Source organism: Burkholderia sp. BCC0506 (assembly GCF_902833145.1).
Classification (GTDB): domain Bacteria; phylum Pseudomonadota; class Gammaproteobacteria; order Burkholderiales; family Burkholderiaceae; genus Burkholderia.
The window spans coordinates 255151-281464 of the sequence record NZ_CADFEN010000011.1 but is presented as its reverse complement, the minus strand read 5'-3'; the positions used below and the strand labels follow the sequence as shown (position 1 = coordinate 281464).

Below are 26314 nucleotides of genomic sequence, written 5' to 3'. Positions count from 1 at the left end.
AATGCTGCAATCCAGACGGACCTTCATGTGCGGATGCCTCGGCACGTTTGCCGCCTGTTCGCTGTTCCCTGGCGTGACCCACGCCAGGATGATCGACCTGCTGCCGCCGTCCGATCCGGCCGACGGCAAGACGTTTCGCGTGATCTGCATGCACGACGTGCGCGACAACCTGATGGCGTCGTTTTCGTCGCCGACCGCGATAATCGATCCGTTCGCGGTCGATACCGGCACGCTGACCGCGATCTTCTCGTGGCTGCAGACCAACAACTACCACACCATCACGGTCAAGCAGATCGAGGAGTCGCGCCGCGGCGGCAAGCCGCTGCCGCCGCGTTCGGTCCTGCTCACGTTCGACGACGGCTTCCGCAGCCACTACACGAAGGTGCTGCCGCTGCTCGAGCGCTTCAAGTATCCGGCCGTGATGGGCCTCGTCACCGCGTGGATCGATACGCCGCCCGATACGCCGATCCGCATCAGCGACAAGGTGCAGGTGCCGCGCGACTACTTCCTGTCGTGGGACGAGGTGAAGAAGCTCGGCCAGTCGGAATTCGTCGAGCTCGGCTGCCACACCCACAATCTCCATCATGGCGCGGTCGCGAACCCGCAAGGCAACGAGTTGCCGGCGACCACGTCGCATCTTTACCTGAAGGACCAGAAGCGCTACGAAACCGACGCCGAGTTCCACGCACGCGTGCACGACGACTTGCAGACGTGCGTGCGGCAAATCAAGGAACGCACGGGTATCGTGGCGCGTTCGATGGTGTGGCCATACGGCGCGGAAAATCAGCCGGTGCGCCAGATCTCGACGTCGCTCGGCATGGACATCCAGTTCAGTCTCGATGCCGGCCCGAATACGCCCGACGTGCCGCTCGACCGGCTGAGACGGATCCTGATGATGTACGACGTCGATATCGGCGGGTTCGAGCGCTCGATGCGCGAGCCGGCGGCCAACCGCGGCGACGTCGACGTGCCGGAGCGCACCGTGCAGGTCGATCTCGACCAGGTCTACGATCCCGATCCCGCGCGGCAGGAAGCGAATCTCGGCAAGCTGATCGAGCGCATCTACCGGATGCAGCCCAAATCCGTGTACCTGCAGGCGTATGCGGACCCGAAGGGCACGGGCGTGGCCGAAGCGGTGTATTTCCCGAACCGGCACCTGCCGATGCGCTCCGACCTGTTCTCGCGTGCCGCGTGGCAGCTCAACACGCGCTCCAACGTGCAGGTGTACGCGTGGATGCCGGTGCTCGCGTTCCGGCCGCCGGCCGACAAGCTCCGCTCGCTCGAAGCCGTGAGCGCGTTCGGCGGCGCGCCGGCCCGCGAGAACGGCACGCGGGTGTTCCGGCTGAGCCCGTTCGATCCCGATGCGCGGCTGATGATCCAGCAGATCTACGAGGATCTCAGCAAGCACGCGTCGTTCAGCGGCATCCTGTTCAGCGACGACGCCGTGCTCGACGACTACGAGGACGCGAGCCGGCATGCGCTGCGCACCTATTCGCAATGGGGCCTGCCGGCCGACGTCGGCAAGATCCGCGAGAACCCCGACCTGATGAAACGCTGGACGCGCCAGAAAACGCGCCACCTGATCGACATGACCCGGCAGCTCGAGCAGATCGTGCTGGCCCACCAGAACGTCGGCGACGTGCTGACCGCGCGCAACCTCTTCGCGATGCCGGTGCTCAAGCCCGAGTCGGAAGCGTGGTACGCGCAGAACTACGACGATTTCCTCGCGGCCTACGACTACGTCGCGCTGATGGCGATGCCGTACATGGAACAGGCGAAGGATCCGCAAGGCTGGCTCGACCAGCTCGTGAAGGCGGTGCGCACGAAGCAGCGCGGGCTGCAGCGCACCGTGTTCGAACTGCAGTCATACGACTGGCACGGACAGAAGGCGGTGCCGGCCAGCACGCTGCTCGCGCAGATGCGGCGGCTGCGCAGCGAAGGCGCGGTGAATTTCGGCTACTACCCCGACAACTTCCTGAACGGCCAGCCGGAGCTCGACGCGATGCGCGACGTGATGTCGCTGAAGTCGCGCCTCGATCCCACCTCGATCAACGCGCTGATGCAGATGCAGCAATCGCAGGGAACCAAGACGCCATGACCACCCACAGCCTCATCCAGCGCCTGCAGGATTTCGTCTTCTACTATCCGTTCTTCATGTCGTATCTGTGGATGATCGGCGGCGTCGTGCACTACTTCCTGCTCGAAGAGGGCCGCGAGCTGTCGACGCGCACGATCGCGTCGAGCGGCATCCCGAAGGTCTCGATCGTCGTGCCGTGCTTCAACGAAGCCGCGAACGCGCGCAGCGTGATCGGCCACCTGAACGGCATGCAGTATCCGAACTACGACATCATCGCGGTCAACGACGGCAGCAAGGACCGTACCGGCGAAATCCTCAACGAGCTGGCCGTCGAGATCCCCCGGCTGCTCGTGATCCATCACGCGCGCAACGAAGGCAAGGCGGTCGGGCTCACGACCGCGGCGGCCGTGTCGAACGCGGAGTACCTGCTCTGCATCGACGGCGACGCGCTGCTCGCGCACGACGCGATCGGCTGGATGCTCGAACATTTCCTGACCGACCCGGGCGTGGGCGCGGTGACCGGCAACCCGCGTATCCGTACGCGCACGTCGCTGCTCGGCCGCATGCAGGTCGGCGAGTTTTCGTCAATCGTCGGGCTGATCAAGCGCACGCAGCAGGTGTACGGCCGCATCTTCACGGTGTCGGGCGTGATCACGATGTTCCGCAAGACCGCGCTCGCCGACGTCGGCTACTGGAGCTCGGACATGCTGACCGAGGACATCGACATCAGCTGGAAGCTGCAGTGCCGCGACTGGCGCGTCGTGTACGAGCCGCACGCGCTCAGCTGGATCCTGATGCCGGAGACGGTCAAGGGGCTCTACCGGCAGCGGCTGCGCTGGTCGAAGGGCGGCATCCAGGTGCTGCTCAAGTACGCGGGCACGCTGATGCGGCCCACGCAGATGATGATGTGGCCGCTGTTCGCCGAATACCTGATCGGCATCGCGTGGGCGTACTCGATGTCGTTCATCCTGCTGCTCGCGCTGATCGACGTCGTCTACCCGCTTCCGCCGAACTGGCATGTATCCGTGGTGCCGCACTGGCACGGGATGCTGCTGGTCGCGACCTGCATCCTGCAGCTGATCATCGGCAGCATGATCGATCGTCGTTACGACGAAAAACTCCTGATGTACTTCCTTGACACCATCTGGTACCCCGTCGCGTTCTGGCTGATCAGCATGATCACCACCGTCGTCGCCCTGCCCGCCGTCGTGCTGCGGGGCCGCGGCAAGCGCGCCGTTTGGGTCAGTCCCGACCGAGGCATTCAACATGAAGAACGCGCCGATTATTGACCTTTCCCTGCGCGCCCCGCGCGACCTGATCGCCGAACGCGGCAGCATCGTCGGGCCCGTGCTCGTCGCATGGTTCCGCCTCGTGCGGCCCGCGCTGGTCGGCGGTGTCTGGGCATCGATCTGCATCTACACGTACCGCTACCTGCTGCCGTTCAACGAGGCCGAGATGCCGATCGAGCAGATCGTGTTCTACGTGACGAGCATCGCGCTGATCGCCGGCACGATCGTCATGTGGCTGATCGCGGGACGCGTCGTGCATCCGCTCGCATACCGGTTGCGCGTGTCGAAGATGCTGCGGCGCTCGGCCAGCGTGAAGGTGCGCTCCGTGCCGCCGACCGCGATCGCGAGCGCCCGCCGCCGCGGCGCGCGGCGCACGACGCGCATTCTCGTCGCGTCGCACGATGCGAACGGGTCGATTTCGGGCATCGAATGGGTCGCGCATGCCGGGCCGCAGCCCCGCGAATAACTCGCCGGAGACATGCCGCGCCGCGCGCGACGCCTGCCGCGCGACGTGGCATCGCTCCCGACATCGTGCTGGCGCGCGTCGCGCGTCAGCCGGCAACTTCCTGGAGACGAGGTGAATCATGTGCGGAATCGTCGGAGCAAGCGGCCTGAACAATCAGGTGCCGCAACTGGTCAATGCGTTGAGCCGGCTCGAATATCGCGGCTACGATTCGTGCGGCATCGCCGTGCAGGGCGACGGCCGCCTGCGCAGCGAACGCACGCTGCGACGCGTGACGGACCTGCAGGATCGCGTGCTGACGCTCGGTCTCGAAGCGCAGACCTGCATCGCGCATACGCGCTGGGCGACGCACGGCGCGCCATCCGAAATGAACGCGCACCCGATCATGTCGGGCGACACGATCGCCGTCGTGCACAACGGGATCATCGAGAACCACGACACGCTGCGCGTCGAGCTGCGCGAACGCGGCTATACGTTTCGCGGGCAGACCGATACCGAAGTCATCGCGCACCTGATCCACAGCCTCTATCGCGACGACCTGTTCGACGCGGTCGTGCGCGCCGTCAAACGGCTGCACGGCGCGTACGCGATCGCGGTGCTCAGCGCACGCGAACCGCAGCGCCTCGTCGCCGCGCGCGCCGGCTCGCCGCTCGTGATCGGCATCGGCGCCGAGCAGAACTACCTCGCGTCCGACTGCGCGGCGCTCAGCGACCTGACCGACCGCTTCGTGTACCTGGAGGACGGCGACGTCGCGCTGATCACGCCGGATCGCATCGCCGTGGTCGACGCGGGCGGACAGGAAGCCCGGCGCCCGTTGTGCGAAGTGAAGGCGCGCGCGGACGACGCCGCGCTCGGCCCGTACCAGCACTTCATGCAGAAGGAGATCTTCGAGCAGCCGAAGGCAATCGATAGCACGCTCGACGGCATCGACACGATCTCGCCGGCGCTGTTCGACGCGACGGAAGGCACGCGCGCGCTGCTGTCGCGCGTGAGAAGCGTGCTGCTGCTCGGCTGCGGCACCAGCTACTACGCGGGCCTGACCGCCAAATACTGGCTCGAAAGCATCGCGGGCGTGCCCGCGCAGGTCGAGATCGCCAGCGAATTCCGCTACCGCGACACGGTGGCCGATCCGCGCACGCTCGTCGTCGGCATCTCGCAGTCGGGCGAAACGGCCGACACCATCGGCGCGATCGAGCAGGCGCGTGCGATGGGCCAGGAACTGTCGATGGCGATCTGCAACGTCGCGACCAGCACGATCGCGCGCAATGCGCCGCTGCGGTTCCTGACGCGGGCCGGCATCGAGCTCGGCGTCGCGTCGACCAAGGCGTTCACCACGCAGCTCGTCGCGCTGTTCGTGCTGACGCTGACGCTCGCGCAACTGCGCGGCCGGCTCGATGCCGCGCAAGTCGCGACGCACCTGAAGCAGTTGCGCGCGCTGCCCGAGCGCATCGGCCACGCGCTCGCGCTGGAGACGCAGATCATGGGCTGGGCCGCGAAGTTCGCCCGCACCGAGAACGCGCTGTTCCTCGGCCGCGGGATCCATTTCCCGATCGCGATGGAAGGTGCGTTGAAGCTCAAGGAGGTGTCGTACATCCATGCGGAAGGCTATGCGGCCGGCGAGCTGAAGCACGGGCCGCTCGCGCTCGTCACGAGCGCGATGCCGGTGGTCACGATCGCGCCGGACGACCGCCTGTTCCAGAAGCTGAAGTCGAACATGGCCGAGGTGCGTGCGCGCGGCGGGCGGCTCTACGTGCTGGCCGGCAATCAGCTCGAGATCGACGCCGATCGCGACACGCACCTGATCCGCGTACGCGAATCGGGCGACCTGCTGTCGCCGATCGTCAACGTGATCCCGCTGCAACTGCTCGCGTATCACGTCGGCTGCGCGCGCGGCGCCGACGTCGACAAGCCGCGCAACCTCGCGAAATCGGTGACCGTCGAATGATGCGACGAACGCGCCCGGTACAGGCGCTCGTGCGGCTGGCCGCCGCGGCGCTCTGCGGCGCGGGCGGCATCGGCACGGCGTCGCCGCCGGCCTGTGCCGGCGCGCCGGTCGTGCATACGGTCACCGTGTCGGGCGCCCCGGCGCCGCAGGACACCGGCGACCCGCGGCGCTTCATGCATGGCATCGGCGTGGCCGACGCCGGCAACGGCAAACGCTGGGTGTTCTTCAGCAGCTCGGGCATCGTGCCGCGCGGCGCGCGGCGCGGCGGCAGCTGGCCGCACGACGTGTACGTCGGCGAATGGTTGCCCGGCGAGCCGCGCGTGCAGCACGTCCGCACGTTCATCAGCCGCCCCGAGGCGCAGGAGCCGGTATCGATCGCGCAGAACGCGCGCGGCGACATCTTCGTCACGTTCGAGGACGGCTGGAACACGCCGCAGGAAGTCAGCCAGCGCTACGGCGTCTACCGCCGCGACCTGAAGCCGATCAAGCCCTACCCGAACGACGTCGAATCGGGCGGCCATTCGGGGCATGTCGCGACGGTCGCCGACCGCTTCGTCGTGTTCTACTCGGCCGACTGGGTCAACGGCGGCGGGGTCGACAACCTCGGCAGCGGCAACGGCGTCTACCTGAAAACCTACGACGCGGCCGGGCGCGTGCTGAACCGCGTCGCGGTCGCGCCGCGCCGCCGCGAGTGGTGGCCCGTGATCGCGGGCTCGCCGCGCAACGCGCTGCTCGTGTGGCAGAAATTCATCGACGGCAGCACGGATGCGACGCTCGAATACGCGATGTTCGACCCGGTCAGCGCGAAACTGGACAAACGCGGAACGCTGAACGACGCGATCCAGTACTACGTGTATTCGGCTGCCTATGTGCCGGAGATCGACCGTTTCCTCGTCGTCACGACGACGGCGGACGATCGCGGCGTCGCGATGCTGATCGCGCCGGACGGCCGCCGCACGGCGACGCTCGATTGCCTGCCCGCGTCCGTGCGCGAATCGGACATCGGCGTCGCCGGCACGCATGCCTATGTGCCGACCCGCGACGGGCGGCTGCTGACGCTTGCGCTTGCGCCGGCGGACATGACGGTGAGCGGCGTGCAGCGCTCGCCGGTTCCGTGGGGCTCGACCGGCATCGCCGGCTTCCCGGCGCGCGGCACGGCGATGCATTTCGTGTCGCTGACGCCGTCGGGGTTGCGTGAAGCCGATTTCGAACCGGAGCGCGGCACGCCGATGCCGAAGAACGAAGCGACGTGTTCGCGTCGCTGACGGCGGCCGGCCCGGTCGCGCAACGTCGCGAGCGCGAGCAGACCGTGTCGCGCCCGTACCCTTCGCCTTCGCCGTCCGGACGGCGCGGCGAAAGCACCTCGCCCATCCGGCGCCCGTTAGCCGGGCCCGCCGTCGCGACCCGTTCAATCACGGCCGCCTCACCTTTCCTCGTCGGATTCGCCAGCGCCGCCCGTACCGGATAGACTGTCGCCCGATTCCTTCCATCGGCCGCGGCGTCCCGCCCCTTGCCGCCGCCGGAACGCCCCTTCCCGGAGAACGAATGCTGAAGCGCCAGTGGTTTTCGCTCGTGCTGCTGACGGTTTGCCTGCTCGGGCAACGCGTGTCGGCCCAGTCCACGCTCGAACTCGACACCGACGGCACGAGCCGCGCCCTCGCCCGCCAGACGCTGCTCGCGCGCGCCGATGCGGCCGACATCCACGTGCCGCGCGACATCGCATACGGCCGGCCGATGACGTTCCGCGCGGTGCCGTTCGCCGCGCTGCTCGGCGATACGCCGCTACCGGCCGACGGCGTGCTCGAAACGCGCGCGGCCGACGGTTTCGCCGCGCAGCTGCCGCTCGATCTCGTGCGCCGCCGCGCGCCGGCCGGCGCGATCCCGTGGCTCGCGATCGAGGATCCGGCCCATCCGTGGCCGAAGCTGCCCGGCAAGCAGGTCAGCGCGGGGCCGTTCTATCTCGTCTGGCTCGGGCCGGACGCGTCGTCGGTGCGCGGCGAACAGTGGCCGTACCAGATCGTGCGCATCACGATCGAATCGTCGCCGCTCGCGCGCTGGCCGTCGCTCGCCGTCGACGCCGCAGTGGCCGCGAACGATCCGGCGCGCGCGGGCCAGCGCCTGTTCGTCACGCAGTGTCTCGCGTGCCACCGCATCGACGGCGCGGGCAGCAGCCACGCCGGCCCCGACCTGAACACGCCGATGAACCCGGTCGACTACTTCCAGCCCACCGCGCTGCGCCGCTACATCCGCAACCCGGCGTCGGTGCGCGACTGGCCGGGCCGCAGCATGCCGGCGTTTCCGCCCGATCAGCTGAGCGACCGCGAACTCGACCAGATCGTCGCGTATCTCGCGTATAGGGCGCGGCGCAAGGCGGAGAAGTAACGGAACATACAGGCGACACAGAACCGGCGCGGCCGGGCGCGCCCGCGCAGGCCCGCGGCCGCGCCCGTCGCGCTCACGCTTCCTGCGCGCTCTGCAGCACCGCGCGCAACAGCACGTCGGCGCCGGCCGTCGCCCATTCGGGCGTGATCGTTTCGGCCTCGTTGTGGCTCAGCCCGTCGACGCACGGCACGAAGATCATGCCGGTCGGCGCGACGCGCGCGACATAGCAGGCATCATGGCCCGCGCCGGACACGATATCCATGTGCGACAGCCCGAGCGCCCGGGCCGCGTCGCGCACCGCGTCGATGCAGCGCGGCGCGAACGGCACCGGCGCATACGTGAAAATCTGCTCGATCCGTGCGCCGAGGCCGGTTTCATCGGCCACGCGCGCGAGTTCCACGCGCAGCGCCGCGTCCAGTTCGTCGAGCACCGCATCGTCGGGATGACGGAATTCGACCGTGAAGAAGCAGCCGCCGGGCACCGTGTTGCGCGAGTTCGGCCGCGCCTCGATCATCCCGACCGTTGCGCGCGCATCCGGTGCGTAACGGCGGCCGAGCACTTCGATGAACGAGATCATCCGCGCGGCGCCGACCAGCGCATCGCGGCGGAACGCCATCGGCGTCGTGCCCGCGTGCGCGTCGACACCGGTGAGCGTCACCTCGTACCAGCGCTGCCCCTGCCCGGCCGTCACGACGCCGATCGTCTTGCCGGCCCGTTCGAGAATCGCGCCCTGCTCGATATGCAGTTCGTACGCGGCGTGCACCGGATAGCCGCCGACCGGCTCCGCGCCCGCATAGCCGATCCGTTCGAGCTCCTCGCCGATCGTCCGGCCCGCGCCGTCGGTGCGCGACAGCCCGTATTCGAGCGTATAGACGCCCGAGAACACGCCGGCCGACACCATCGCCGGCGCGAAGCGCGAGCCCTCCTCGTTGGTCCAGATCACGACGTCGATCGGGCGCTCGGTCTCGATACCCGCATCGTTCAGCGCGCGCACGACCTCGAGCCCGCCGAGCACGCCGTAGATGCCGTCGTAGCGGCCGCCGGTCGGCTGAGAGTCGGCGTGCGAGCCCGTCATCACCGGTGCGGCATCGGGCTTGCGGCCTGCGCGGCGCGCGAACACGTTGCCCATCCGGTCGACCCGCACCGTGCAGCCGGCGTCGCGCGCCCACTGCACGAACAGGTCGCGCGACTCGCGGTCGAGATCGGTCAGCGCGAGACGGCAGACGCCGCCCTTCGGCGTCGCGCCGATCTGCGCCATCCGTTCGAGCGACGCCCACAGACGATCGCCGTCGACACGCGGCATGGCCACGGTAGCGTCATGCATCGCCGTTCTCCGGCGCGCGTTGCAGCGCATAGCGGAAATCGCAGCGCGTGCCGCCCTGCATGATCGTGCTCGTGCGCGTGAGCGCGATGTCCGGCGCATAACCCTGGATGAAATGGCTGTCGCGCGCGCAGCTCAGCAGGTGCCCGATCTCGCCGAGCCCCATCGCGTGATACATCTCCGCGTAGCGGCAGCGATGCACGTCGTAGTCGTAGTGCGCGTCGTCCGCGCGCCGCACCTCGACGTCGAGCGCATCGTCCTTCTCCCACAGCACCTGCAGCGCGATGAACGACTTCACGCTCGTGCCGCCCGGCTCCTGCGCGGCGAACGTTCGCCCCGCGTCGACGGCCGCGCCGCGCACGGCTTCCGCGATCACGGCCTGCGCGCGCTCGGCGCCGAACTCGCGCTTCATGATCTCGTAGATCGGCTTGATGATTTCCGCTTCGATGCGGCGCCGCGCGAGGATTCCGAGGCGCGTGTCCTCGGCGGCGGCGGATGTCTGGTTCGCTTCTGTCATGGGGATCGTCTGGGTGGTTTTGTCGTTACTTCGTTGCGGTGCGCGCGCCGCCGAGCACGTCGACGACGGCCCACTTGCCGCCGCGCACCTGGTAGATCGTGAAGGCCGGATCCTTCAGGTTGCCTTCGGCGTCGAACGCGATACGCCCCGTCACGCCGGGCCGGTCGACCGCACGAACGGCCGAGACCAGCTTCGCCGGTTGCGTCGTGCCGGCCTTCTGCGCGGCCGCGATCAGCGTGGCGGCCGCGTCGTACGCGAACGGCGCATGCAGCTCGATCGGCGCGTGAAAGCGCGCCCGGTATTGCGTGTCGAATGCCTTGCCGCCCGGCATCCGGTCGAGCGGCAGGCCCGGTTCGAGCGCCGCCACGCCGTCGCCGTCCTTGCCGGCGAGCGACAGGAAGGTCTGGCTCACGAAGCCGCCCGCGCCGAGCAGCGGCGCGTTCACGCCGAGCTGGCGCATCCGGCGCGCGATCGGCGCGGCCTGCGCGTCGAGGCCGCCGAAGAACACGAGATCCGCGCGCTTGCCCTTGATCGCGGTCAGCACGCCGCTGAAGTCGGTCGTCTTGTCGTTCACGTACTGGCGATCGACGATCGTGCCGCCGTTCGCCTGCACGCCCTTGATGAACTGGTCGGCCAGCCCCGCGCCGAACGACGTGCGATCGTCGATCACCGCGATGCGCTTCGCCTTCAGCGTCTTCACCGCGTACGCACCGGTGAAGTGGCCGCCCGCATCGTCGTGACCCATGATGCGAAACGCCGTCGCGTAGCCCTGCTGCGTGTATTGATGGCCGGTGGAGGCCGGCGCGATCTGCGGAATGCCCGCATCGCGGTACACGCGCGACGCCGGCACGCTGCAGCCCGTGTTCCAGTGACCGACGACGCCGATCACGTGCCGGTCGACGAGTTGCTGCGCGACCGCGACGGCCGTGCGCGGGTCGGACTGGTCGTCGGCCGCGACGAGCTGGTAGACGACCGGCTTGCCGCCGATGGTCGGATGCTTCGCGTTCGCGTCGTCGATCGCGAGTTGCGCGCCGTTCTGCAAGTCCTTGCCGATCCGCGCGGACGGGCCGGTGAGCGGCGCGGCGAGACCGATCAGGACCGTCTGTGGAGCGGACTGCGCGAATGCGGGAACGGAAGCGACGAGGGCGACCGCCGAGAAGGCGACGCTGGCGGAGAGGAAAGCGATTTTCATGTGCGGGGATCGGTCAGTCGGATCAAAAACATGAAAAATATTAAATATTCAGCATCCAAACCCCAAATACCCAATGGTTGGATGCTTATGCCGTTCCCGTCACATTACCCTATGCAGCTGTAAATAAAGAATATTTTCATGTTGCCGCTTACCCTGACTTTTCGATAAAATTTGACACATGAAAAATATCGAACAATTGCCGCACGATCCGCCGCTGCGCGCGGTGCGTGCGTTCGAAGCGTTTGCGCGTCTGGGCTCGGTCACCGCGGCGGCGGCCGAGCTCGACATCACGCCGTCGGCGGTCAGCCATCAGCTGCAACTGCTCGAAGCGTTCATCCAGACGCCGCTGACCGTGCGCGAAGGCCGGCTGCTCGCGCTCACCGACGAAGGACGCGACTACTACCGGTCGATCAGCGCGGCGTTCTCGGTGCTGCGCAGCGCGACGCGCTTCGTGCGCGACCGTTCGTCGCTGCGACAGATCACCGTCAGCCTGATTCCGCTGCTCGGCATCGGCTGGTTCATTCCCCGGCTGCACGCGTTCCTGGCCGACAACACCGATGTCGACGTCACGGTGCTGTACGCGCATCACCGCAACTATCGAAGCGATGCGTCGGACCTGTCGATCCGCTTCGGCACCGGCGACTGGCCCGGCTATCGCTGCGAGCGGCTGCTGCCGGGCGCGATGGTGCCGATGTGCAGCCCGTCGTTCCTGAAGCGTCACGGGCCGTTCCGCACGCCGGCCGATCTCGCGCGCGCGCCGCTCGTGCACGACGAGGATCGCAGCACGTGGGTCAACTGGCTGCAGGGCGCCGGCGTGCGGCACGTGTCGCACGCGGTCGGGCCGATGTTCGAGGATGGCCAGCTCACGCTGAGCGCCGCCCGCGCGGATCTCGGCGCCGCGCTGCTGCGCGCGCCGCTGGTGCAGCGCGAACTGGCGAACGGCGAGCTCGTGAAACTGTTCGATCACGCGCTCGACGACGGGCGCGACTACTACCTGTGCACGCGCGAGGACGCGGACATGCCGGACGGGGCCAGGCGGCTGGCGGCGTGGTTGCGGAAGATGGCGGGGATTTGAGCGGGGCCCCATGGCATGGCTCGCGTCGTTCGATGTCATCGCACTCGACAGCACGGTTGCCAATCGCGCCGCGACGATTCGCAAGGACCGCCGGATACGCCTGCCCGACGCAATCGTGTGGGCATCGGCGCAAGTGAACGGTCTGCTGCTCGTGTCGCGCAACACGAAGGACTTTCCCGCCTCCGAACCCGGCGTTCGCGTGCCGTATCAGATCTAAGCCGGCGTACGCGAGCGCATACGCCTTCCCGGCACATCCCCCGGCCGCGCTCATGCCGAGCGGGGTGCCGCCCGCGTCGATGTCCGCCGCCCTCCCCGCCTACCAATCAAGGGCCGGAAGCAGATAGAAAATCCCGATGCCGCGGATTGAAACAAGCAATTTCACAAGCTCGGGGTGAACCCGGATACTGGCAACACTCCACTCACCCCTGACGAAAAGGAATTGTCCAGATGCCGATCATCAACACCCAAATCAAGCCGTTCAAGGCAACCGCTTACCACAACGGCGAATTCGTGCCCGTCTCGGAAGAGAACTTCAAGGGCAAGTGGTCCGTCGTCGTGTTCTACCCGGCCGACTTCACGTTCGTGTGCCCGACCGAACTGGGCGACCTCGCCGACCGTTACGCGGAATTCCAGAAGCTGGGTGTCGAAATCTACGGCGTGTCGACCGACACGCACTTCACGCACAAGGCATGGCACGACACGTCGGACACGATCGCCAAGATCAAGTACCCGCTGGTCGGCGACCCGACGCTCACGCTGTCGCGCAACTTCGACGTGCTGATCGAGGAAGAAGGGATGGCGCTGCGCGGCACGTTCGTGATCAACCCGGAAGGCGAGATCAAGCTGTGCGAAATCCACGACAACGGCATCGGCCGCGACGCAGGCGAACTGCTGCGCAAGGTGCAGGCCGCGCAATACATCGCCGCGCACCCGGGTGAAGTGTGCCCGGCCAAGTGGACGCCGGGCGCGGAAACGCTGACCCCGTCGCTCGACCTGATCGGCAAGATCTGACGATCGCCGCGCGCCTCGCACGAGGCGCGCGACAAGCATCGCCACGGGCCGCCTCGCGCGGCCCGCGCCCTCCTCCGGCACGACGTGCCCGACCAGAATGATCAATACGGAATCCGAAACGCCATGCTCGACGCCAATCTCAAGAACCAACTCAAAGCGTACCTCGACAAGATCACGCGCCCGATCGAACTCGTCGCCTCGCTCGACGACAGCGCGAAATCGCAGGAACTGCTGGCGCTGCTGAACGAGATTGCGTCGCTGACGGATCGCGTGACCGTGACCGAACGCCGCGACGACGCCGAGCGCAAGCCATCGTTCTCGATCGGCGAGCCCGGCAAGCCGGCCGGCATCCGCTTCGCCGGCATCCCGATGGGCCATGAATTCACGTCGCTCGTGCTCGCGCTGCTGCAGACGGGCGGCCATCCGATCAAGCTCGACGACGACGTGATCGAACAGATCCGCGCGCTCGACGGCGACTACGCATTCGAAACGTATTTCTCGCTGTCGTGCCAGAACTGCCCGGAAGTCGTGCAGGCGCTGAACGTGATGTCGCTGATCAACCCGCGCATCCGCCACGTCGCGATCGACGGTGCGCTGTTCCAGGACGAAGTCGAGTCGCGCCAGATCATGGCCGTGCCGACGATGTTCCTGAACGGCGCGTCGTTCGGCCAGGGCCGCAGCAGCGTGAAGGAAATCCTCGCGAAGCTCGATACGGGCGCCGGCGAACGCGCGGCGAAGTCGCTCGAGAACAAGCCGGTATTCGACACGCTGATCGTCGGCGGCGGCCCTGCCGGCGCGGCCGCGGCAATCTACTCGGCACGCAAGGGCATCGTGACGGGAGTCGTCGCCGAGCGTTTCGGCGGCCAGGTGCTGGACACGATGGCGATCGAGAACTTCGTGTCGGTGCAGGAAACCGAAGGACCGAAGTTCGCGACCGCGCTCGAGCAGCACGTGAAGCAGTACGACGTCGACATCATGGACGTGCAGCGCGCCGACGCGCTGATTCCGGGCGACGTGCACCAGATCCGCCTCGCGAACGGCGCGGTGCTGAAGGCGAAGACGATCATCCTCGCGACCGGCGCACGCTGGCGCGAAATCAACGTGCCGGGCGAGCGCGAATACCGCAACCGCGGGGTCGCGTACTGCCCGCACTGCGACGGCCCGCTGTTCAAGGGCAAGCGTGTCGCGGTGGTCGGCGGCGGCAACTCGGGCGTCGAGGCCGCGATCGACCTCGCCGGTATCGTGAAGGAAGTCACGCTGATCGAATACGGCGCGCAACTGCGCGCGGACGAAGTACTGCAGCGCAAGCTGCGCAGCCTGCCGAACGTGACGATCGTCACGCAGGCGCAGACGACCGAGCTGACCGGCGACGGCAGCAAGCTGAACGGGCTCGTCTACAAGGATCTGCGCTCGGGCGACACGCAGCGCATCGATCTCGAAGGCGTGTTCGTGCAGATCGGCCTCGTGCCGAACACCGAATGGCTGAAAGGCACGGTCGAGCTGTCGAAGCACGGCGAGATCGTCGTCGATGCGCGCGGCGCGACGTCGGTGCCGGGCGTGTTCGCGGCCGGCGACGTGACGACGGTGCCGTTCAAGCAGATCGTGATCGCGGTCGGCGAAGGCGCGAAGGCGTCGCTCGGCGCGTTCGACCACCTGATCCGGCAAGACGTGGCGCCGGTGGCAACCGCGCAGCCGCAGGCCGAAGAAGCGGTCGCCGCCTGACGGACGTCGGCCCGCCGGCATCACCGTTTGTCTCTCTTGGCCCCGCATGCCTTGGTCGGCGTGCGGGGCCCTTTTTATGCAGACGACGCGATGCTTACTTGGTCGCGGTCGGGCCGCCGTCTGCCGGCACGGGCGCAGGCGCCGTCGGCTTGAAACTGCTCGACTGCCTGACCAGTTGTTCGGTCATCGCGGCCGCCACCGGATTCGCGCCGGACGACGCACTTCCCTGCCGATACGAACCGGTGCTCGCCGACATCGGCGGCATCGACGACATCGACGGCGGCGGCAGCGACGGATCGAGCTTCGCCGATTCCCTGACGAGCGCGGCCGTCTCCGGCGTTTCGGATTTCGTCGCGGCCGGCGCGGCGGCTGCGTGGCGTTCGAGCCCGTCGCGCTTGCGCGGCGCGCGGTGCGTGACCTGCGCAGGCGCAGCCGGCTGAGCGGGTTTGACGGCCGGCGTCGGTGTCGGCGGGGTCGAACCCTGTGCATCCACCGTCACGACGTTGACCTTCGGCGGCGGCGCGGCCGGCTTCGTCACCGGTTGCGGCTTGTCGCTGACCACTGGAACGGGGGGAGCGGCCGCCGGTACGGTGCCGGCGCGCGCGGTCGCGGCCGGTGCGGGCGTGGGTGCGGGCGCAGCGGCAGCCGCCTGCTTCGTTGCGGTCGCGGCGGCCGGCGCCGACGGCGCGATCGCACCCTGCACCGCGTGACCGTTGCCCGCGGGCGCCGCGGCGGCAGGCGCGGCCGAATCGCCGATGCCGGCGTCCTCGATCGCGCGGTGGTCCGCGCGCAGCAGCATCACGTATGCGGAGCCGGCCGCGGCGACCAGGAGCCCGCCGGCGATCATCATGGTTTTACGGGTACTCGTCATGCTTGCTCACCGATCCTGTCCACGTGAACAAGCCATCATACCCGGCCAGCGTCCGCCGATCCCGTACGAATACATTTCGTTGCATTGCTGACGGCGAAGGCCGCCGGCGCGGTGCGATATCGCGCCGCACTATCGTCAGACGAGAAAAAGGCCGCCCGCCCTCGTCGGTCAGATGCAGAAGATCGCGACCGCGATTCCGCCGAACAGCAGCCACTTGACGATGTAGTACACGGTGCGATTCCACGCCTTCAGGCGCTTGCCGGCACGGCGAATCGCATACAGGTATCTGAACGCACGATTGAGCCCGCCCGTGCGATCGCCCGTTTCGTTCGGCGACGCGGCCGCGCGCATCAGCAGTTGCCCGAACGCATCGTTGACGCGCTGCGCCCAGCGATATTTCATCGGGCGATCGATGTCGCAGAACAGGATCACGCGATCGTGCGCGGTCCGGTTTTCGGCCCAGTGCAGGTACGTCTCGTCGAACATCACGGCCTCGCCGTCGCGCCATGCATACGATTCGCCGTCGACGACGATCCGGCACGCGTCGTCGTTCGGCGTATCGAGCCCGAGGTGGTAGCGCAGCGAACCCGCATACGGATCGCGATGCAGCCCGAGCTTCCCGCCCGGCGGCAACTGCGCGAACATCGCCGCCTTGATCGACGGAATCCGCGACAGGATCTCGACCGAGCGCGGACACAATGCCCGCGCGGACGGATGCGGCGCGTCGTACCACTTCAGGTAGAAGCGCTTCCAGCCGTGGCGAAAGAACGAATTGAAACCGATGTCGTTGTACTCGCCCGACGCCTTGATCCGGCTCGCGTCGCGCAGCGCGAGCGCTTCGCTGCGGAACGTGCGCCATTCGCGCTGCAGCACCGCGAGTTCCGGAAAATGATCCGGGTCGAGAAACGGCGTGGTCGGCACCGACGAGAACGCGTACGAAAAGCAGTTCAGCGGTGCGGTGAAGGTCGAGTGGTCGGAGAGTTGCCTGAACAACGGGTGCCGAACCTTGCCGCGCCGATGCGTGTACACGACACACGCAATGAACACGATCAACAGGACCCAGCGCATCGATATTTCCCCCGTAAGCTGTTTGCCGGAATTCTAGGTACGGGGAAAATTTCCTGCTCTGACGGCGAGATCCTGCGGCGTGCCTGTCACGACGTGTCGAGAGGGTCGGTCGATCCGCGCCGAAACGCCGACAAGCCCGCGCAAACGGGCTTTTCGGGCAATCCGGACGCGCGTGCGACCTGCCGCCGACGCACGCGCCGGCGGCGATTATTCCGGAAACGGCAAATCAGTTTGTCCGTCCGCGCGCATATCGAACGTGTTGAGCGTCATCGCGACGAGCGCGTAATAGCCGAGCAGCGCGACGAGGTTCACCACGGTCTCGTGGCCGAAGCGCGCCCGCGCCCGCGCGAACGTCGCATCGCTCACGCGGCGCGTGTCGTAAAGCTCGGTGGCGAATGCATGGATCAGCGCGTCGTCGTCCGATTCGAAGGCGGGCGCGACGCCGAGCCGGATCGCGTCGGCCGTCGCGGCCGGCACGCCGGCGTCGAGCGCGATCGGATGATGGATGTGCCACTCGGCCTGCGAGCGCCAGCGCGCGGCCGTCACGAGAATCGCGAGCTCCGACAGGCGCAGCGGCAGCCCCGTGCGATAGCGGCAGAACGCGCCGAGCTTCTGCGCGTGCTGGGCCAGCTCCGGGCTCGCGATCCAGCCGAGGAACGGCCCGTTCAGGTTGCCGCGCGGGCCGCTGAGAATGTCGGCGAGCACGGCCTTCTGTTCGTCGGTGGCCGATGCGGGATCGAAAGGAGGCAGTCTGTCCGTCATGGTGAGAAGGGAGTGAGGTCGGGATTCAAGCGCCGGCCGACGCGAGCGCCGCGCCGATCGCACCGGACAGCCGCTCGACGATCGTGTCGATCTGCTGCGCGGTGCACACGAACGGCGGCGCGACCAGGATGTGATCGCCGTGCACGCCGTCGATCGTGCCGCCCATCGGATACACCATCAAGCCGCGCTGCATCGCTTCGCGCTTGACCGCCGCATGCAGTTTCAGCGCGGGGTCGAACGTCGCCTTGGTGTCGCGATCGCGCACGAGTTCGATGCCGACGAACAGCCCGCGGCCGCGCACGTCGCCGACATGCGGATGTGCGCGGTAGTGCTCGCGCAACGACGCACGCAGTTGCTCGCCGCGCGCCTTCACGTTGTCGAGCAGCTTGTCTTCGGCGATCACGCGCTGCACTTCGAGCGCGGCCGCGCAGGCAGTCGCGTGGCCGAGGTAGGTGTGACCGTGCTGGAAGAAGCCCGAGCCGTCGACGATCGTGCGATAGATGTGCTCGCTCACCAGCGTCGCGCCGATCGGCTGGTAGCCCGCGCCGAGCCCTTTCGCGATCGTCAGCAGATCGGGCGCGACGCCGTCTTCGTCGCACGCATACAGGTAGCCCGTGCGCCCCATCCCCGACATGATCTCGTCGAGGATCAGCAGCACGCCGTACTTGTCGCACACCGCGCGAATCTTCTTCAGGTAGGTGCGCACCGGCGGCACCGCGCCGGCCGTCGCGCCCACCACCGTTTCCGCCACGAACGCCGCGACGTTTTCCGCGCCGAGTTCGACGATCTTCCGTTCGAGCTCGTCGGCGAGGCGCTGCGCGTACGCTTCGTCGGTTTCACCGGCAAGCTGATCGCGGTACGCATAGCACGGGCTCACGTGGTGCGCTTCGATCAGCAGCGGCAGGAACGGCTCGCGCCGCCATGCGTTGCCGCCGATCGCGAGCGCGCCGAGCGTGTTGCCGTGATAGCTCTGGCGCCGGGCGATGAAATGACGGCGCTGCGGCTCGCCCTTCTCGACGAAATACTGGCGCGCGAGCTTCAGCGCGGCCTCGATCGCCTCGGAGCCGCCCGACACGAAATACACGTGGTCGAGCCCGGCCGGCGCGCCGTCGACGAGCCGGTCGGCCAGTTCCTCGGCCACGTCGGTCGTGAAGAACGACGTATGCGCGTAAGGCAATTGCTGCGCCTGCCGCTTGATCGCGTCGATCACGCGCTGGTTGCTGTGGCCGAGACACGATACGGCCGCGCCGCCGCACGCGTCGATATAGCGTTTGCCGGTCGAATCGATGATCTCGATGCCGTCGCCTGCGACGGCGACGGGCAAGGTGGCGCGCGGGGCGCGATGGAAAACGGTCGTCATGCGTGGCCTCATGGATCAGGATGCGCGGGGCGCGCGTCCGGACGGCACGATACGCGTCGCGAAGCGCGGCGTGCCGTGTTGATGAACGGTGAAGTCGATCGCGGTGTCATGAATCTCGAACACCGCGGTCGCGAGCGTGTTCTCGTCGTCGGGATCGGCAGGATCGTCGCGATAGATCGGCAGCCCTTCCGGCGCGCGATCGCCGAGCACGCTCAGCAGCGCGGCTGCGTCGATCGTGTCGATACCGGGCGTCAGCGCATCGATGCGGCGCTGGCGGTCGGCCGACGACTGCGTGACGATCTGTGCTTCCGCGTCGCAACCGGCATGCACGAGATGATTCGCGTGCCCGGCCAGCCGCGCGACGTCGACGATCGAACAGCGCGCGACGCTCGCCTCGATGCTGAGCACTCGCGCATCGCCGGTCGCGCCGATCGTGTGATGAAAGCCGCTCGCGCGCGCATGCGATCGCAGCACGTCGGCCGCCGCGTCGAGCGACGTCGCGTCGAGCACGGCGCGCGCGAGAATCATGCGCGGCACGCCGGGCGCCGGCGTGCGGATCCGCAGGTTGTTGATCGCCTGCGCGATGCCCGCGCGGTTCGCGGCGAACGTATGGCCCGGCAGCGAGCCGGGATAGTAGAAACTGATGAAGCCCGGCTTGCCCGCCGGCTGCACGTCGACGAGCAGGCAGCGTTCGCGCAGGTACGGATCGCCGTCCTCGTTGTGCGCGATCCAGCGCGTGCCGTTCGCATCGCGCGCGGCAAGCGTCGTGCAGCCGTCCGGCGCGTTGTGGATCAGCTCGCCGCGGCAGTTCCACAGGAAGATGTCCTCGGCCGGCCAGCCGATGCCTGCCGCGATCCCGTCCAGTTCCGCGACGAGATCGGGGTACGCGGCCAGCGCGGCCTGCCGCAGCGCATCGACGAACGGATGGCCGCGCCAGCGGCGCACGGCCTGCCATGCGCGGCTCTGCTGCATGTACGCGTCGAATACCGGGCGGGCGAGCTCGCCGAGGCGCACGCCGATGTCGAACGGCGTGCCGGCGATGACGGGGGAAAGGGAAAGCGGCATGTCGGAGGGTTCGGTTCCAGTCAGGACACGTGTTTCAGGAATTCCTTCAGGCGCGGCGTCGGCGGCCGGTCGATCAGGTCGACCGGATGGCCGTCCTCGGCGATGCCGCCCTGATCCATGAACAGCAGCCGCGTGCCGACCCGCTTCGCGAAGCCGATCTCGTGCGTGACGACGATCATCGTCATCCCTTCGGTCGCGAGATCCTGCATCACTTTCAGCACTTCGTGGCGCAGCTCCGGATCGAGCGCCGAGGTCGGCTCGTCGAACAGCATCAGCCGCGGCCGGATCGCGAGCGCCCGCGCGATCGCGACACGCTGTTGCTGGCCGCCCGACAGTTCCGACGGGTAATGATTCGCGCGCGATTCGAGGCCGACCTTGTCGAGCAGCGCCATCGCCTGGTCGCGCGCATCGGCACGCGACGCGCCGCGTACCTGGATCGGCCCGAACATCACGTTCTCGAGCGCGGTCATTTGCGGGAACAGGTTGAACTGCTGGAACACCATGCCGGCTTCGAGCCGGATGTTGCGGATCGTGGCCGCGTTGCCGCGCACGCTCTGGCCGTCGACGAGCAGCTCGCCGTCGGTGATTTTCTCCAGCGCGTTGATACAGCGCAACATCGTCGATTTGCCCGAGCCCGACGGACCGATCACGACGACCACCTCGCCCGCGTCGATCTTCAGGTCGATATGCTTGAGCACCGGCAGGTGGCCGAAGCTCTTCGACACGTTCTGGAATTCGATCATGCTCATAGGATACGCATCCTCTTCTCGACGAGCCGCAGCGTCAGCGTCATCACGCCGGTCAATATCAGGTAGATGATGGCCACCGCCGTCCAGATCTCGACCGCCTGGAAATTGCCCGCGATGATTTCCTGCCCCTTGCGCGTCAGCTCGCCCACGCCGATCACGATGAACAGCGACGTGTCCTTCAGGCTCACGATGCACTGGTTGCCGAGCGGCGGAATCAGCCGCCGGAACGCGAGCGGCCCGACCACCTTCAGCAGCACGCGCGGCATCGACAGGCCCATCGCGAGCCCCGCTTCCGTCAGCCCCTTCGGGATCGACAGCAGCGCGCCGCGCACCACTTCCGCGAGATACGCGCCGGAATTCACGGTGATCGCGATGATCGCGGCCGTCAGGCCGTCGATGCGGATATGCGCGAGCAGCGGCAGCGCGAAGTACAGGAACATCACCTGCACGACGATCGGCGTGCCGCGGATCAATTCAATATAAACCTGTGCGAGCACGTTCATCGCCTTCGGTCCGTATGCGCGGAACATCCCCGCGATCATCCCGACGATGAAGCCGCCCACCAGCCCGAAAAATGCGATGAACACCGTCAGCCGGACCCCGTCCATCAGGTCCGGCAGCGCTGTCCAGATCGCCGACCAATCGAAATTCACGTGTCGCTCCCCGTTCGATTCAAGACCGGCGCGGCCACTTGGCCGCGCCATGGTGCGTGGTCACGCTCACATCTTCGGCGGCTCGGCGCCGAACCACTTCTTGTAGATCTGCGCGTACCGGCCGTCGGCCTTGATCTTCACGAGCGACGCGTTGACCTTCGGCACGAGCGCGCTGCCCTTCGGGAAGCCGATCCCGTACTTGTCGCCGCTGACCGGCTGGCCCGCGACCTTCACCTTGCCCTTGCCTTCGTTGTTCACGAAGAACAGCACGTTCGGCGTGTCGTGCATCGCCGCGTCGACGCGGCCGGCTTCCAGCGCGAGATAGGCCTGGTCGATGTTCGGGAACTGGCGGATCTCCTTGGGCTTCAGGTGCGCCTTGATCCAGTCGATCGTCGCGGTGCCCGTCTTCGCGGCGATCACCTTGCCGTTCAGGTCGTCGATCGACTTGATCGACGTGTTGCCGGCTTGCACCATCGCCGCGAGGCCGCTGTCGTAGTACGGCGCGGAGAAGTCGATCGCCTTCTTCCGCTCTTCCTTGATGGTCATCCCCGACAGCGCGACATCGATGTTCTGCGTCTGCAGCGCCGGGATCAGGCCCGCGAAATCCATCGGCTGGATCGTGTATTTCCAGCCCTGGTCCTTCGCGATCTCGGCCCACAGATCGAGATCGAAGCCGACGTACTTGTCGCCCTGCTTGAACTCGAACGGCATGAACGACGTATCGGTCCCGACGACGAGCGTCTTGGTGTCCGCGTGCGCGAGGCTGGCGCCGAGCGCGGCGACGACCGCGACGGCTTTCAGGAAGGAACGGCGACTCATGGTTTCTCTCCGCATGATTGAGCGATGTAACCGGCCAACGGGCCGGCGAAGTGACGACATCAAGCCGCACCGCAACATGCGATGTCGAATTAGACCTTAGTGCAACAAGTGTTGTCAATGGCGATACTACGACAACAAAAAAGTCCGCAACACATAAATGCATCGAGGCAAACCCGGGCCGCGCGGGCGCGGATAGATCGGAAGAAAACGGGAGGCCGGCGGCGCGGAACGCCCCGCCGGATCGCGCCGCACCGGTGGAACGCGGTACGGGCAGAGAAGGTGACGCGCCGTGCCGGCACGGCCGCGCGCGCAACGCCGGCAACCGCCGGCTCGGCTCAACGCAGGCTGCGGAATGCGCCCGGCGTCGCCCGACGACGGCGCGCGGACGCCGCGCGGCTCACGCCGCCACCCCGCTCGCCTGATGCGACACGAGCCGCGCATACGCGCCCTGCCGCGCCATCAGGTCCGCATGGCGCCCGGCCTCGATCACGGCGCCCTGCTCGATCACGAGGATCAGGTCCGCATTGCGCACGGTCGACAGCCGGTGCGCGATGATGATCGACGTGCGCTGCGTCATCAGGTCCTCCAGCGCCGCGCGGATCTGCTGCTCGCTGATCGTGTCGAGGTGCGACGTCGCCTCGTCGAGGATCAGCACCGGCGCATCCTTCAGGAACGCGCGCGCGATCGCCACACGCTGGCGCTGGCCGCCCGACAGCTGCACGCCGCGCTCGCCGACGCGCGTCGCGAGCCCGTCCGGCAGCCGCGCGACGAAGTCGCCGAGCGCCGCGTGGTCGATCGCGCGCTGCACGCGAGCGTCGGACGCGTCGTTCGCGGCGAGCCGGATGTTCGCTTCGAGCGTGTCGTTGAACAGGTAGGTATCCTGCGCGACGAGCGCAATGTGCTGCCGCAGGTCGTCGAGCCGCAGGTCGCGCAGGTCGACGCCGCCGAGCGTCACGCGGCCCTGCTGCGGATCCCAGAAGCGCAGCAGCAGGCTCGCGACGGTCGACTTGCCGGCGCCCGATGCGCCGACCAGCGCGACCGTGCTGCCGGGCGCCACCTCGAAGCTCACGCGGTCGATCGCGGGCACGCCGCGCCCCGGATACGTGAACGACACCGCGTCGAACCGCACCGCCGGATTGCCTGGCATCGCGTGCGCGCCGTCCGTCACCGTCACCGGCTCCTTCTCCACTGCACGCAGGCGGCGCGTCGACGCGATCGTGTCGGCAAGCTGGCGCGCGACCTGGCCGATTTCGGCCACCGGCATGAACGCGGCCACCGCGACCAGCACCAGCAGCGGCAACGACTCGCGCGGAAACCAGCCGCGCGCGCACAACCACGCGCCGAGCGCAGCGACGGCCAGCCCGCCGAGCCCGCTCGCGACCTCCAGCGCGGCGCTTTGCGTCGACAGATCGTCGAGCAGCTTCGCCCGCTGCCGGCGATACGCATCGACCTCGGCCACGAACGCCGCGCGCCGGCGCGCGATCGCCTGGAACGCGGTCAGTTCCGCGAGGCCCTGGATCGTTTCGGTCAGGTGCGCGCCGAGTCGGCCGAGCGCTTCACGTGCGCCGGTGCCGAGCCGGTCGACGTCGCGGCGGGCCAGCACGGGGGCCAGCCCGGCCCACAGCAGGAACGGCAGCAGCACGAGCGCGAGCGGCCACGCGACCGACGCGAGCAACGCCAGCACGGCGGCCGGCACGAGCACCGCGACGAACGCGGGCGCCAGCGTATGGGCGTAGAAATATTCGACGGTCTCGACGTCCTGCGTCGCGAGCGACACGAGATCGCCCGAACGGCGACGCAGCAGCCCGGCCGGCGCGAGCCGTTCGAGCGTCGCGAACAGCGCGATGCGCATTTCCGCGAGCAGCCGGTACGCCATGTCGTGCGCGAGCCACGATTCGAGCCAGTGCAGCACGGCCGCGACCGGCGCGATCGCGAGCAGCGCGGCAACCAGCCCGGTGCCGACATCGCCGGTCGGCACCGCGCCGACCACCCGCGCGCCGAGCACGCCGACGCCGATGAACGCGAGCACGCGGCCGATCCCGAACAGCACGGTCAGCACCACCTTGCCCTTCCACGGACGCACGAAACGCAGCAGCGTCTGCAAGGTTTCCGGCCAGCCGATCGTCGCCGCGTCGTCGTTCAGCGGCCGCACCTGCGGGCCCGACGACGCGCGGGCGGCCGTACCCGCCGGGGCCGCCGCGCCGACGGATTCGGCGACGGCCTCCAGCTGCGGCCCCATCAGCCGGCGATACGGGCCGTCGCGCGCGATCAGCGCCGCATGCGTGCCTTCGTCGACGACCTGGCCCTGGTCGAGCACCAGGATGCGATCGGCGCCGATCACGCTCGACAGCCGGTGCGCGAGCACGAGCGTCGTCCGTCCGCGCGTGAGCCGGTCGAGCGCCTGCTGGATCAGCGCTTCGTTCTCCGCATCGACCGACGACAGCGCCTCGTCGAGCAACAGGATCGGCGCATCGCGCAGCAGCGCACGGGCAATCGCGATGCGCTGGCGCTGGCCGCCCGACAGCATGAGCCCGCGTTCGCCGATGCGCGTCGCATAGCCGTCGGGCAGCGCCGAGATGAAATCGTGCGCATTGGCCGCGCGCGCGGCGGCGATCATGTCCGCGTCGCTCGCATCCGGCCGGCCGAGCCGCAGGTTGTCGGCGACGCTGCCATCGAACAGCGTCGCATCCTGCGCGACGACCGCGATCATCTCGCGCACCTGGTCGGCATCGAGCGTGCGCACGTCGTGTCCGCCGATCCGGACCGCGCCGCCCTGCGCGTCGTGCTGGCGCAGCAGCAGGCGCACGATGGTCGACTTGCCGGCCCCGCTCGGCCCGACGATCGCCACCGTCTCGCCCTCGCGCACCGAGAAACTCAGCGCCGCATGCGCATCCGCGCGGCGCCCCGGATACGCGAAGCGGACGCGGTCGAACGCGATCTCCGGTCGCAGGCCCGCCACGCGCGGCGCGTCGACGGAACGCGCATGGCTGTCCGCGTCGAGCAGCGCATGGACCGCATTCGCCGCCGACTGGCCGATCATCCCCTGGTGCAGCACCGCGCGCAGGTCGCGCAGCGGCCGGAAGATCTCGCTGCCGGCCATCAGCACGATCAGCAGCGCTTCAAGGCTCATGTCGCCGTGCCGCACGCGCCACGCGCCGACCGCGATCGCCGCGGCCGCGCCGAGGCCGGTGCCGAGGTCCGTGAAGAGCCGCGTCAGCAGCCCGAGCGCGAGCACCCAGAACGTGCTGTTCGACAACGCGCGCGCCTTCGCGGCCAGCTTCGCGCCGAACGCGCTGCTCTGCCCGAACGCCTTCAGCGTGGGCAGCCCCTGCACCGCGTCGAGAAACTCCTCGCCGAACGCCTTGAACGCGGCCGAACGGGCGAGCGCCGCGCGCTTGTCGGCGCGATGCACGAGCTGCGGCAGCGCAAGCGTGACGAGCGCCGCGACCAGCAGGATCGCGGCCGTCGGCACGTCCCACCACGCGAGCACCGCGAAGATCATGATCGGCGCGCACGCGGCGATCACGAGCTGCGGCAGGTAGACGCCGAAGAAGGTCTGCAGTTGCTCGACGCCGTCGACGACGGCCAGCATCACGCCGCCCGTGCGTTCGCCGCTGAACCAGGCGGGGCCGAGCGCGGCGATCCGGTCGAACAGCCGCGCGCGCAGCGTGGCCTGCACGCGGCCCGCCGTGTGCTGCGCGAGCACCGTGCGGCGATGATCGAGCCATGCACGCAGCAGCACGCAGGCCGCCGTTGCAACGACGGCCTCGCCGATGCCGCGCGCCGGCGCGCCGGAAAACACCAGCGCCAGCACGCGGCCGAGAAACACGAAGCGGAGGATGCCGACACCCATCGCGAGCAGCCCGAGCGCGACGGCCGCCGCCACCCGCCAGCGCAGTCCGGCCATCATTGCCCATAGTCGTCGGTCGAAATACATGAAGCGCTCCAGTCGGTTGTTTCGTTGCGTTTTTCT

The 26314-nt window shown here is 68.2% G+C and carries 21 protein-coding genes and 1 pseudogene; 10 read left to right on the top strand and 12 right to left on the bottom strand.

Annotation, left to right across the window (positions count from 1 at the left end):
- The first annotated feature begins 4 nt into the window (after positions 1 to 4).
- From pgaB to HWX62_RS24920, 6 genes are all read left to right on the top strand, one after another.
- Positions 5 to 2098, top strand: a complete 2094-nt coding sequence (pgaB, locus tag HWX62_RS24945) for a poly-beta-1,6-N-acetyl-D-glucosamine N-deacetylase PgaB (protein ID WP_175928733.1) — start codon at positions 5 to 7, stop codon at positions 2096 to 2098.
- Positions 2095 to 3366, top strand: a complete 1272-nt coding sequence (pgaC, locus tag HWX62_RS24940; protein ID WP_175928251.1) for a poly-beta-1,6-N-acetyl-D-glucosamine synthase — start codon at positions 2095 to 2097, stop codon at positions 3364 to 3366. The genes pgaB and pgaC overlap by 4 nt, the downstream gene beginning before the upstream one ends.
- Positions 3344 to 3832: a Biofilm PGA synthesis auxiliary protein PgaD gene (locus HWX62_RS24935; protein ID WP_175928250.1), complete on the top strand. Its 489-nt coding sequence runs from the start codon at positions 3344 to 3346 to the stop codon at positions 3830 to 3832. Before pgaC ends, HWX62_RS24935 begins: the two co-directional genes overlap by 23 nt.
- Before the next feature lie 118 nt (positions 3833 to 3950).
- Entirely contained in the window at positions 3951 to 5774 is a 1824-nt protein-coding gene (gene glmS / locus HWX62_RS24930) for a glutamine--fructose-6-phosphate transaminase (isomerizing) (protein ID WP_175928249.1), read from the top strand.
- Positions 5771 to 7039 (top strand): hypothetical protein, encoded by a 1269-nt coding sequence (locus tag HWX62_RS24925; protein ID WP_175928248.1) that lies wholly within the window; start codon positions 5771 to 5773, stop codon positions 7037 to 7039. The genes glmS and HWX62_RS24925 overlap by 4 nt, the downstream gene beginning before the upstream one ends.
- Before the next feature lie 280 nt (positions 7040 to 7319).
- Positions 7320 to 8156, top strand: a complete 837-nt coding sequence (locus tag HWX62_RS24920; RefSeq protein WP_175928247.1) for a cytochrome c — start codon at positions 7320 to 7322, stop codon at positions 8154 to 8156.
- 73 nt (positions 8157 to 8229) lie between these two features.
- On the opposite strand, the gene HWX62_RS24915 is transcribed toward HWX62_RS24920, so the two are convergent.
- The 3 genes from HWX62_RS24915 to HWX62_RS24905 are packed head-to-tail and all read right to left on the bottom strand — an operon-like array spanning position 8230 to position 11186.
- Entirely contained in the window at positions 8230 to 9480 is a 1251-nt protein-coding gene (locus HWX62_RS24915; RefSeq protein ID WP_175928246.1) for a Zn-dependent hydrolase, read from the bottom strand.
- Complete coding sequence (locus HWX62_RS24910) at positions 9473 to 9994, bottom strand: L-2-amino-thiazoline-4-carboxylic acid hydrolase (protein ID WP_175928245.1); 522 nt, start codon at positions 9992 to 9994, stop codon at positions 9473 to 9475. The genes HWX62_RS24915 and HWX62_RS24910 overlap by 8 nt, the downstream gene beginning before the upstream one ends.
- A gap of 25 nt (positions 9995 to 10019) precedes the next feature.
- Positions 10020 to 11186, bottom strand: a complete 1167-nt coding sequence (locus HWX62_RS24905; protein WP_175928244.1) for a branched-chain amino acid ABC transporter substrate-binding protein — start codon at positions 11184 to 11186, stop codon at positions 10020 to 10022.
- A 178-nt stretch (positions 11187 to 11364) separates the two neighbouring features.
- Here HWX62_RS24905 and HWX62_RS24900 point away from each other — a divergent pair, with 178 nt between their 5' ends.
- The 4 genes and pseudogenes from HWX62_RS24900 to ahpF all read left to right on the top strand — a co-directional run bounded on the left by HWX62_RS24900 (position 11365) and on the right by ahpF (position 14994).
- A complete protein-coding gene (locus tag HWX62_RS24900) occupies positions 11365 to 12261 on the top strand; it encodes a LysR substrate-binding domain-containing protein (protein WP_175928243.1) in 897 nt (298 codons plus the stop codon).
- Between the two features lie 13 nt (positions 12262 to 12274).
- A pseudogene (locus HWX62_RS24895) lies at positions 12275 to 12478 on the top strand (PIN domain-containing protein); the annotation flags it as partial.
- Between the two features lie 230 nt (positions 12479 to 12708).
- Complete coding sequence (gene ahpC, locus HWX62_RS24890; protein ID WP_011547973.1) at positions 12709 to 13272, top strand: alkyl hydroperoxide reductase subunit C; 564 nt, start codon at positions 12709 to 12711, stop codon at positions 13270 to 13272.
- A gap of 123 nt (positions 13273 to 13395) precedes the next feature.
- Positions 13396 to 14994, top strand: coding sequence for an alkyl hydroperoxide reductase subunit F (ahpF, locus tag HWX62_RS24885; RefSeq protein WP_175928242.1), 1599 nt, complete (start codon positions 13396 to 13398; stop codon positions 14992 to 14994).
- Between the two features lie 94 nt (positions 14995 to 15088).
- Here the strand turns inward: ahpF and HWX62_RS24880 are convergent, their stop codons facing one another.
- From HWX62_RS24880 to HWX62_RS24840, 9 genes are all read right to left on the bottom strand, one after another.
- Complete coding sequence (locus HWX62_RS24880) at positions 15089 to 15865, bottom strand: extensin (RefSeq protein WP_175928241.1); 777 nt, start codon at positions 15863 to 15865, stop codon at positions 15089 to 15091.
- A gap of 168 nt (positions 15866 to 16033) precedes the next feature.
- Positions 16034 to 16933: a lipid A hydroxylase LpxO gene (gene lpxO, locus HWX62_RS24875; protein WP_175928240.1), complete on the bottom strand. Its 900-nt coding sequence runs from the start codon at positions 16931 to 16933 to the stop codon at positions 16034 to 16036.
- 207 nt (positions 16934 to 17140) lie between these two features.
- A complete protein-coding gene (locus HWX62_RS24870; protein WP_175928239.1) occupies positions 17141 to 17695 on the bottom strand; it encodes a carboxymuconolactone decarboxylase family protein in 555 nt (184 codons plus the stop codon).
- Between the two features lie 25 nt (positions 17696 to 17720).
- Complete coding sequence (locus tag HWX62_RS24865; protein WP_175928238.1) at positions 17721 to 19055, bottom strand: aspartate aminotransferase family protein; 1335 nt, start codon at positions 19053 to 19055, stop codon at positions 17721 to 17723.
- Positions 19056 to 19070: 15 nt separating this feature from the next.
- Positions 19071 to 20120: a C45 family peptidase gene (locus HWX62_RS24860; protein WP_175928237.1), complete on the bottom strand. Its 1050-nt coding sequence runs from the start codon at positions 20118 to 20120 to the stop codon at positions 19071 to 19073.
- A 20-nt stretch (positions 20121 to 20140) separates the two neighbouring features.
- Positions 20141 to 20869: a glutamine ABC transporter ATP-binding protein GlnQ gene (gene glnQ / locus HWX62_RS24855; RefSeq protein WP_175928236.1), complete on the bottom strand. Its 729-nt coding sequence runs from the start codon at positions 20867 to 20869 to the stop codon at positions 20141 to 20143.
- Positions 20866 to 21573, bottom strand: a complete 708-nt coding sequence (gene glnP, locus HWX62_RS24850; RefSeq protein ID WP_175928235.1) for a glutamine ABC transporter permease GlnP — start codon at positions 21571 to 21573, stop codon at positions 20866 to 20868. Before glnP ends, glnQ begins: the two co-directional genes overlap by 4 nt.
- A 15-nt stretch (positions 21574 to 21588) precedes the next feature.
- Positions 21589 to 22341, bottom strand: coding sequence for a glutamine ABC transporter substrate-binding protein GlnH (gene glnH, locus HWX62_RS24845; RefSeq protein ID WP_175928234.1), 753 nt, complete (start codon positions 22339 to 22341; stop codon positions 21589 to 21591).
- Positions 22342 to 22738: 397 nt separating this feature from the next.
- Positions 22739 to 26278: an ABC transporter ATP-binding protein gene (locus HWX62_RS24840; protein ID WP_175928233.1), complete on the bottom strand. Its 3540-nt coding sequence runs from the start codon at positions 26276 to 26278 to the stop codon at positions 22739 to 22741.
- Between the last annotated feature and the right edge of the window lie 36 nt (positions 26279 to 26314).

Bases quoted from the DNA above. Each gene is read 5' to 3' on its own strand.
- HWX62_RS24865 (WP_175928238.1), bottom strand. From the start codon at position 19,055: ATGACGACCGTTTTCCATCGCGCCCCGCGCGCCACCTTGCCCGTCGCC.
- glnP (WP_175928235.1), bottom strand. From the start codon at position 21,573: ATGGCGCGGCCAAGTGGCCGCGCCGGTCTTGAATCGAACGGGGAGCGA.
- ahpC (WP_011547973.1), top strand. From the start codon at position 12,709: ATGCCGATCATCAACACCCAAATCAAGCCGTTCAAGGCAACCGCTTAC.
- glnH (WP_175928234.1), bottom strand. From the start codon at position 22,341: ATGAGTCGCCGTTCCTTCCTGAAAGCCGTCGCGGTCGTCGCCGCGCTC.
- HWX62_RS24870 (WP_175928239.1), bottom strand. From the start codon at position 17,695: ATGACGGACAGACTGCCTCCTTTCGATCCCGCATCGGCCACCGACGAA.
- glmS (WP_175928249.1), top strand. From the start codon at position 3,951: ATGTGCGGAATCGTCGGAGCAAGCGGCCTGAACAATCAGGTGCCGCAA.
- HWX62_RS24840 (WP_175928233.1), bottom strand. From the start codon at position 26,278: ATGTATTTCGACCGACGACTATGGGCAATGATGGCCGGACTGCGCTGG.
- HWX62_RS24920 (WP_175928247.1), top strand. From the start codon at position 7,320: ATGCTGAAGCGCCAGTGGTTTTCGCTCGTGCTGCTGACGGTTTGCCTG.
- HWX62_RS24915 (WP_175928246.1), bottom strand. From the start codon at position 9,480: ATGCATGACGCTACCGTGGCCATGCCGCGTGTCGACGGCGATCGTCTG.
- glnQ (WP_175928236.1), bottom strand. From the start codon at position 20,869: ATGAGCATGATCGAATTCCAGAACGTGTCGAAGAGCTTCGGCCACCTG.
- HWX62_RS24860 (WP_175928237.1), bottom strand. From the start codon at position 20,120: ATGCCGCTTTCCCTTTCCCCCGTCATCGCCGGCACGCCGTTCGACATC.
- HWX62_RS24900 (WP_175928243.1), top strand. From the start codon at position 11,365: ATGAAAAATATCGAACAATTGCCGCACGATCCGCCGCTGCGCGCGGTG.
- lpxO (WP_175928240.1), bottom strand. From the start codon at position 16,933: ATGCGCTGGGTCCTGTTGATCGTGTTCATTGCGTGTGTCGTGTACACG.
- HWX62_RS24925 (WP_175928248.1), top strand. From the start codon at position 5,771: ATGATGCGACGAACGCGCCCGGTACAGGCGCTCGTGCGGCTGGCCGCC.
- HWX62_RS24910 (WP_175928245.1), bottom strand. From the start codon at position 9,994: ATGACAGAAGCGAACCAGACATCCGCCGCCGCCGAGGACACGCGCCTC.
- HWX62_RS24935 (WP_175928250.1), top strand. From the start codon at position 3,344: ATGAAGAACGCGCCGATTATTGACCTTTCCCTGCGCGCCCCGCGCGAC.
- ahpF (WP_175928242.1), top strand. From the start codon at position 13,396: ATGCTCGACGCCAATCTCAAGAACCAACTCAAAGCGTACCTCGACAAG.
- HWX62_RS24905 (WP_175928244.1), bottom strand. From the start codon at position 11,186: ATGAAAATCGCTTTCCTCTCCGCCAGCGTCGCCTTCTCGGCGGTCGCC.
- HWX62_RS24880 (WP_175928241.1), bottom strand. From the start codon at position 15,865: ATGACGAGTACCCGTAAAACCATGATGATCGCCGGCGGGCTCCTGGTC.
- pgaC (WP_175928251.1), top strand. From the start codon at position 2,095: ATGACCACCCACAGCCTCATCCAGCGCCTGCAGGATTTCGTCTTCTAC.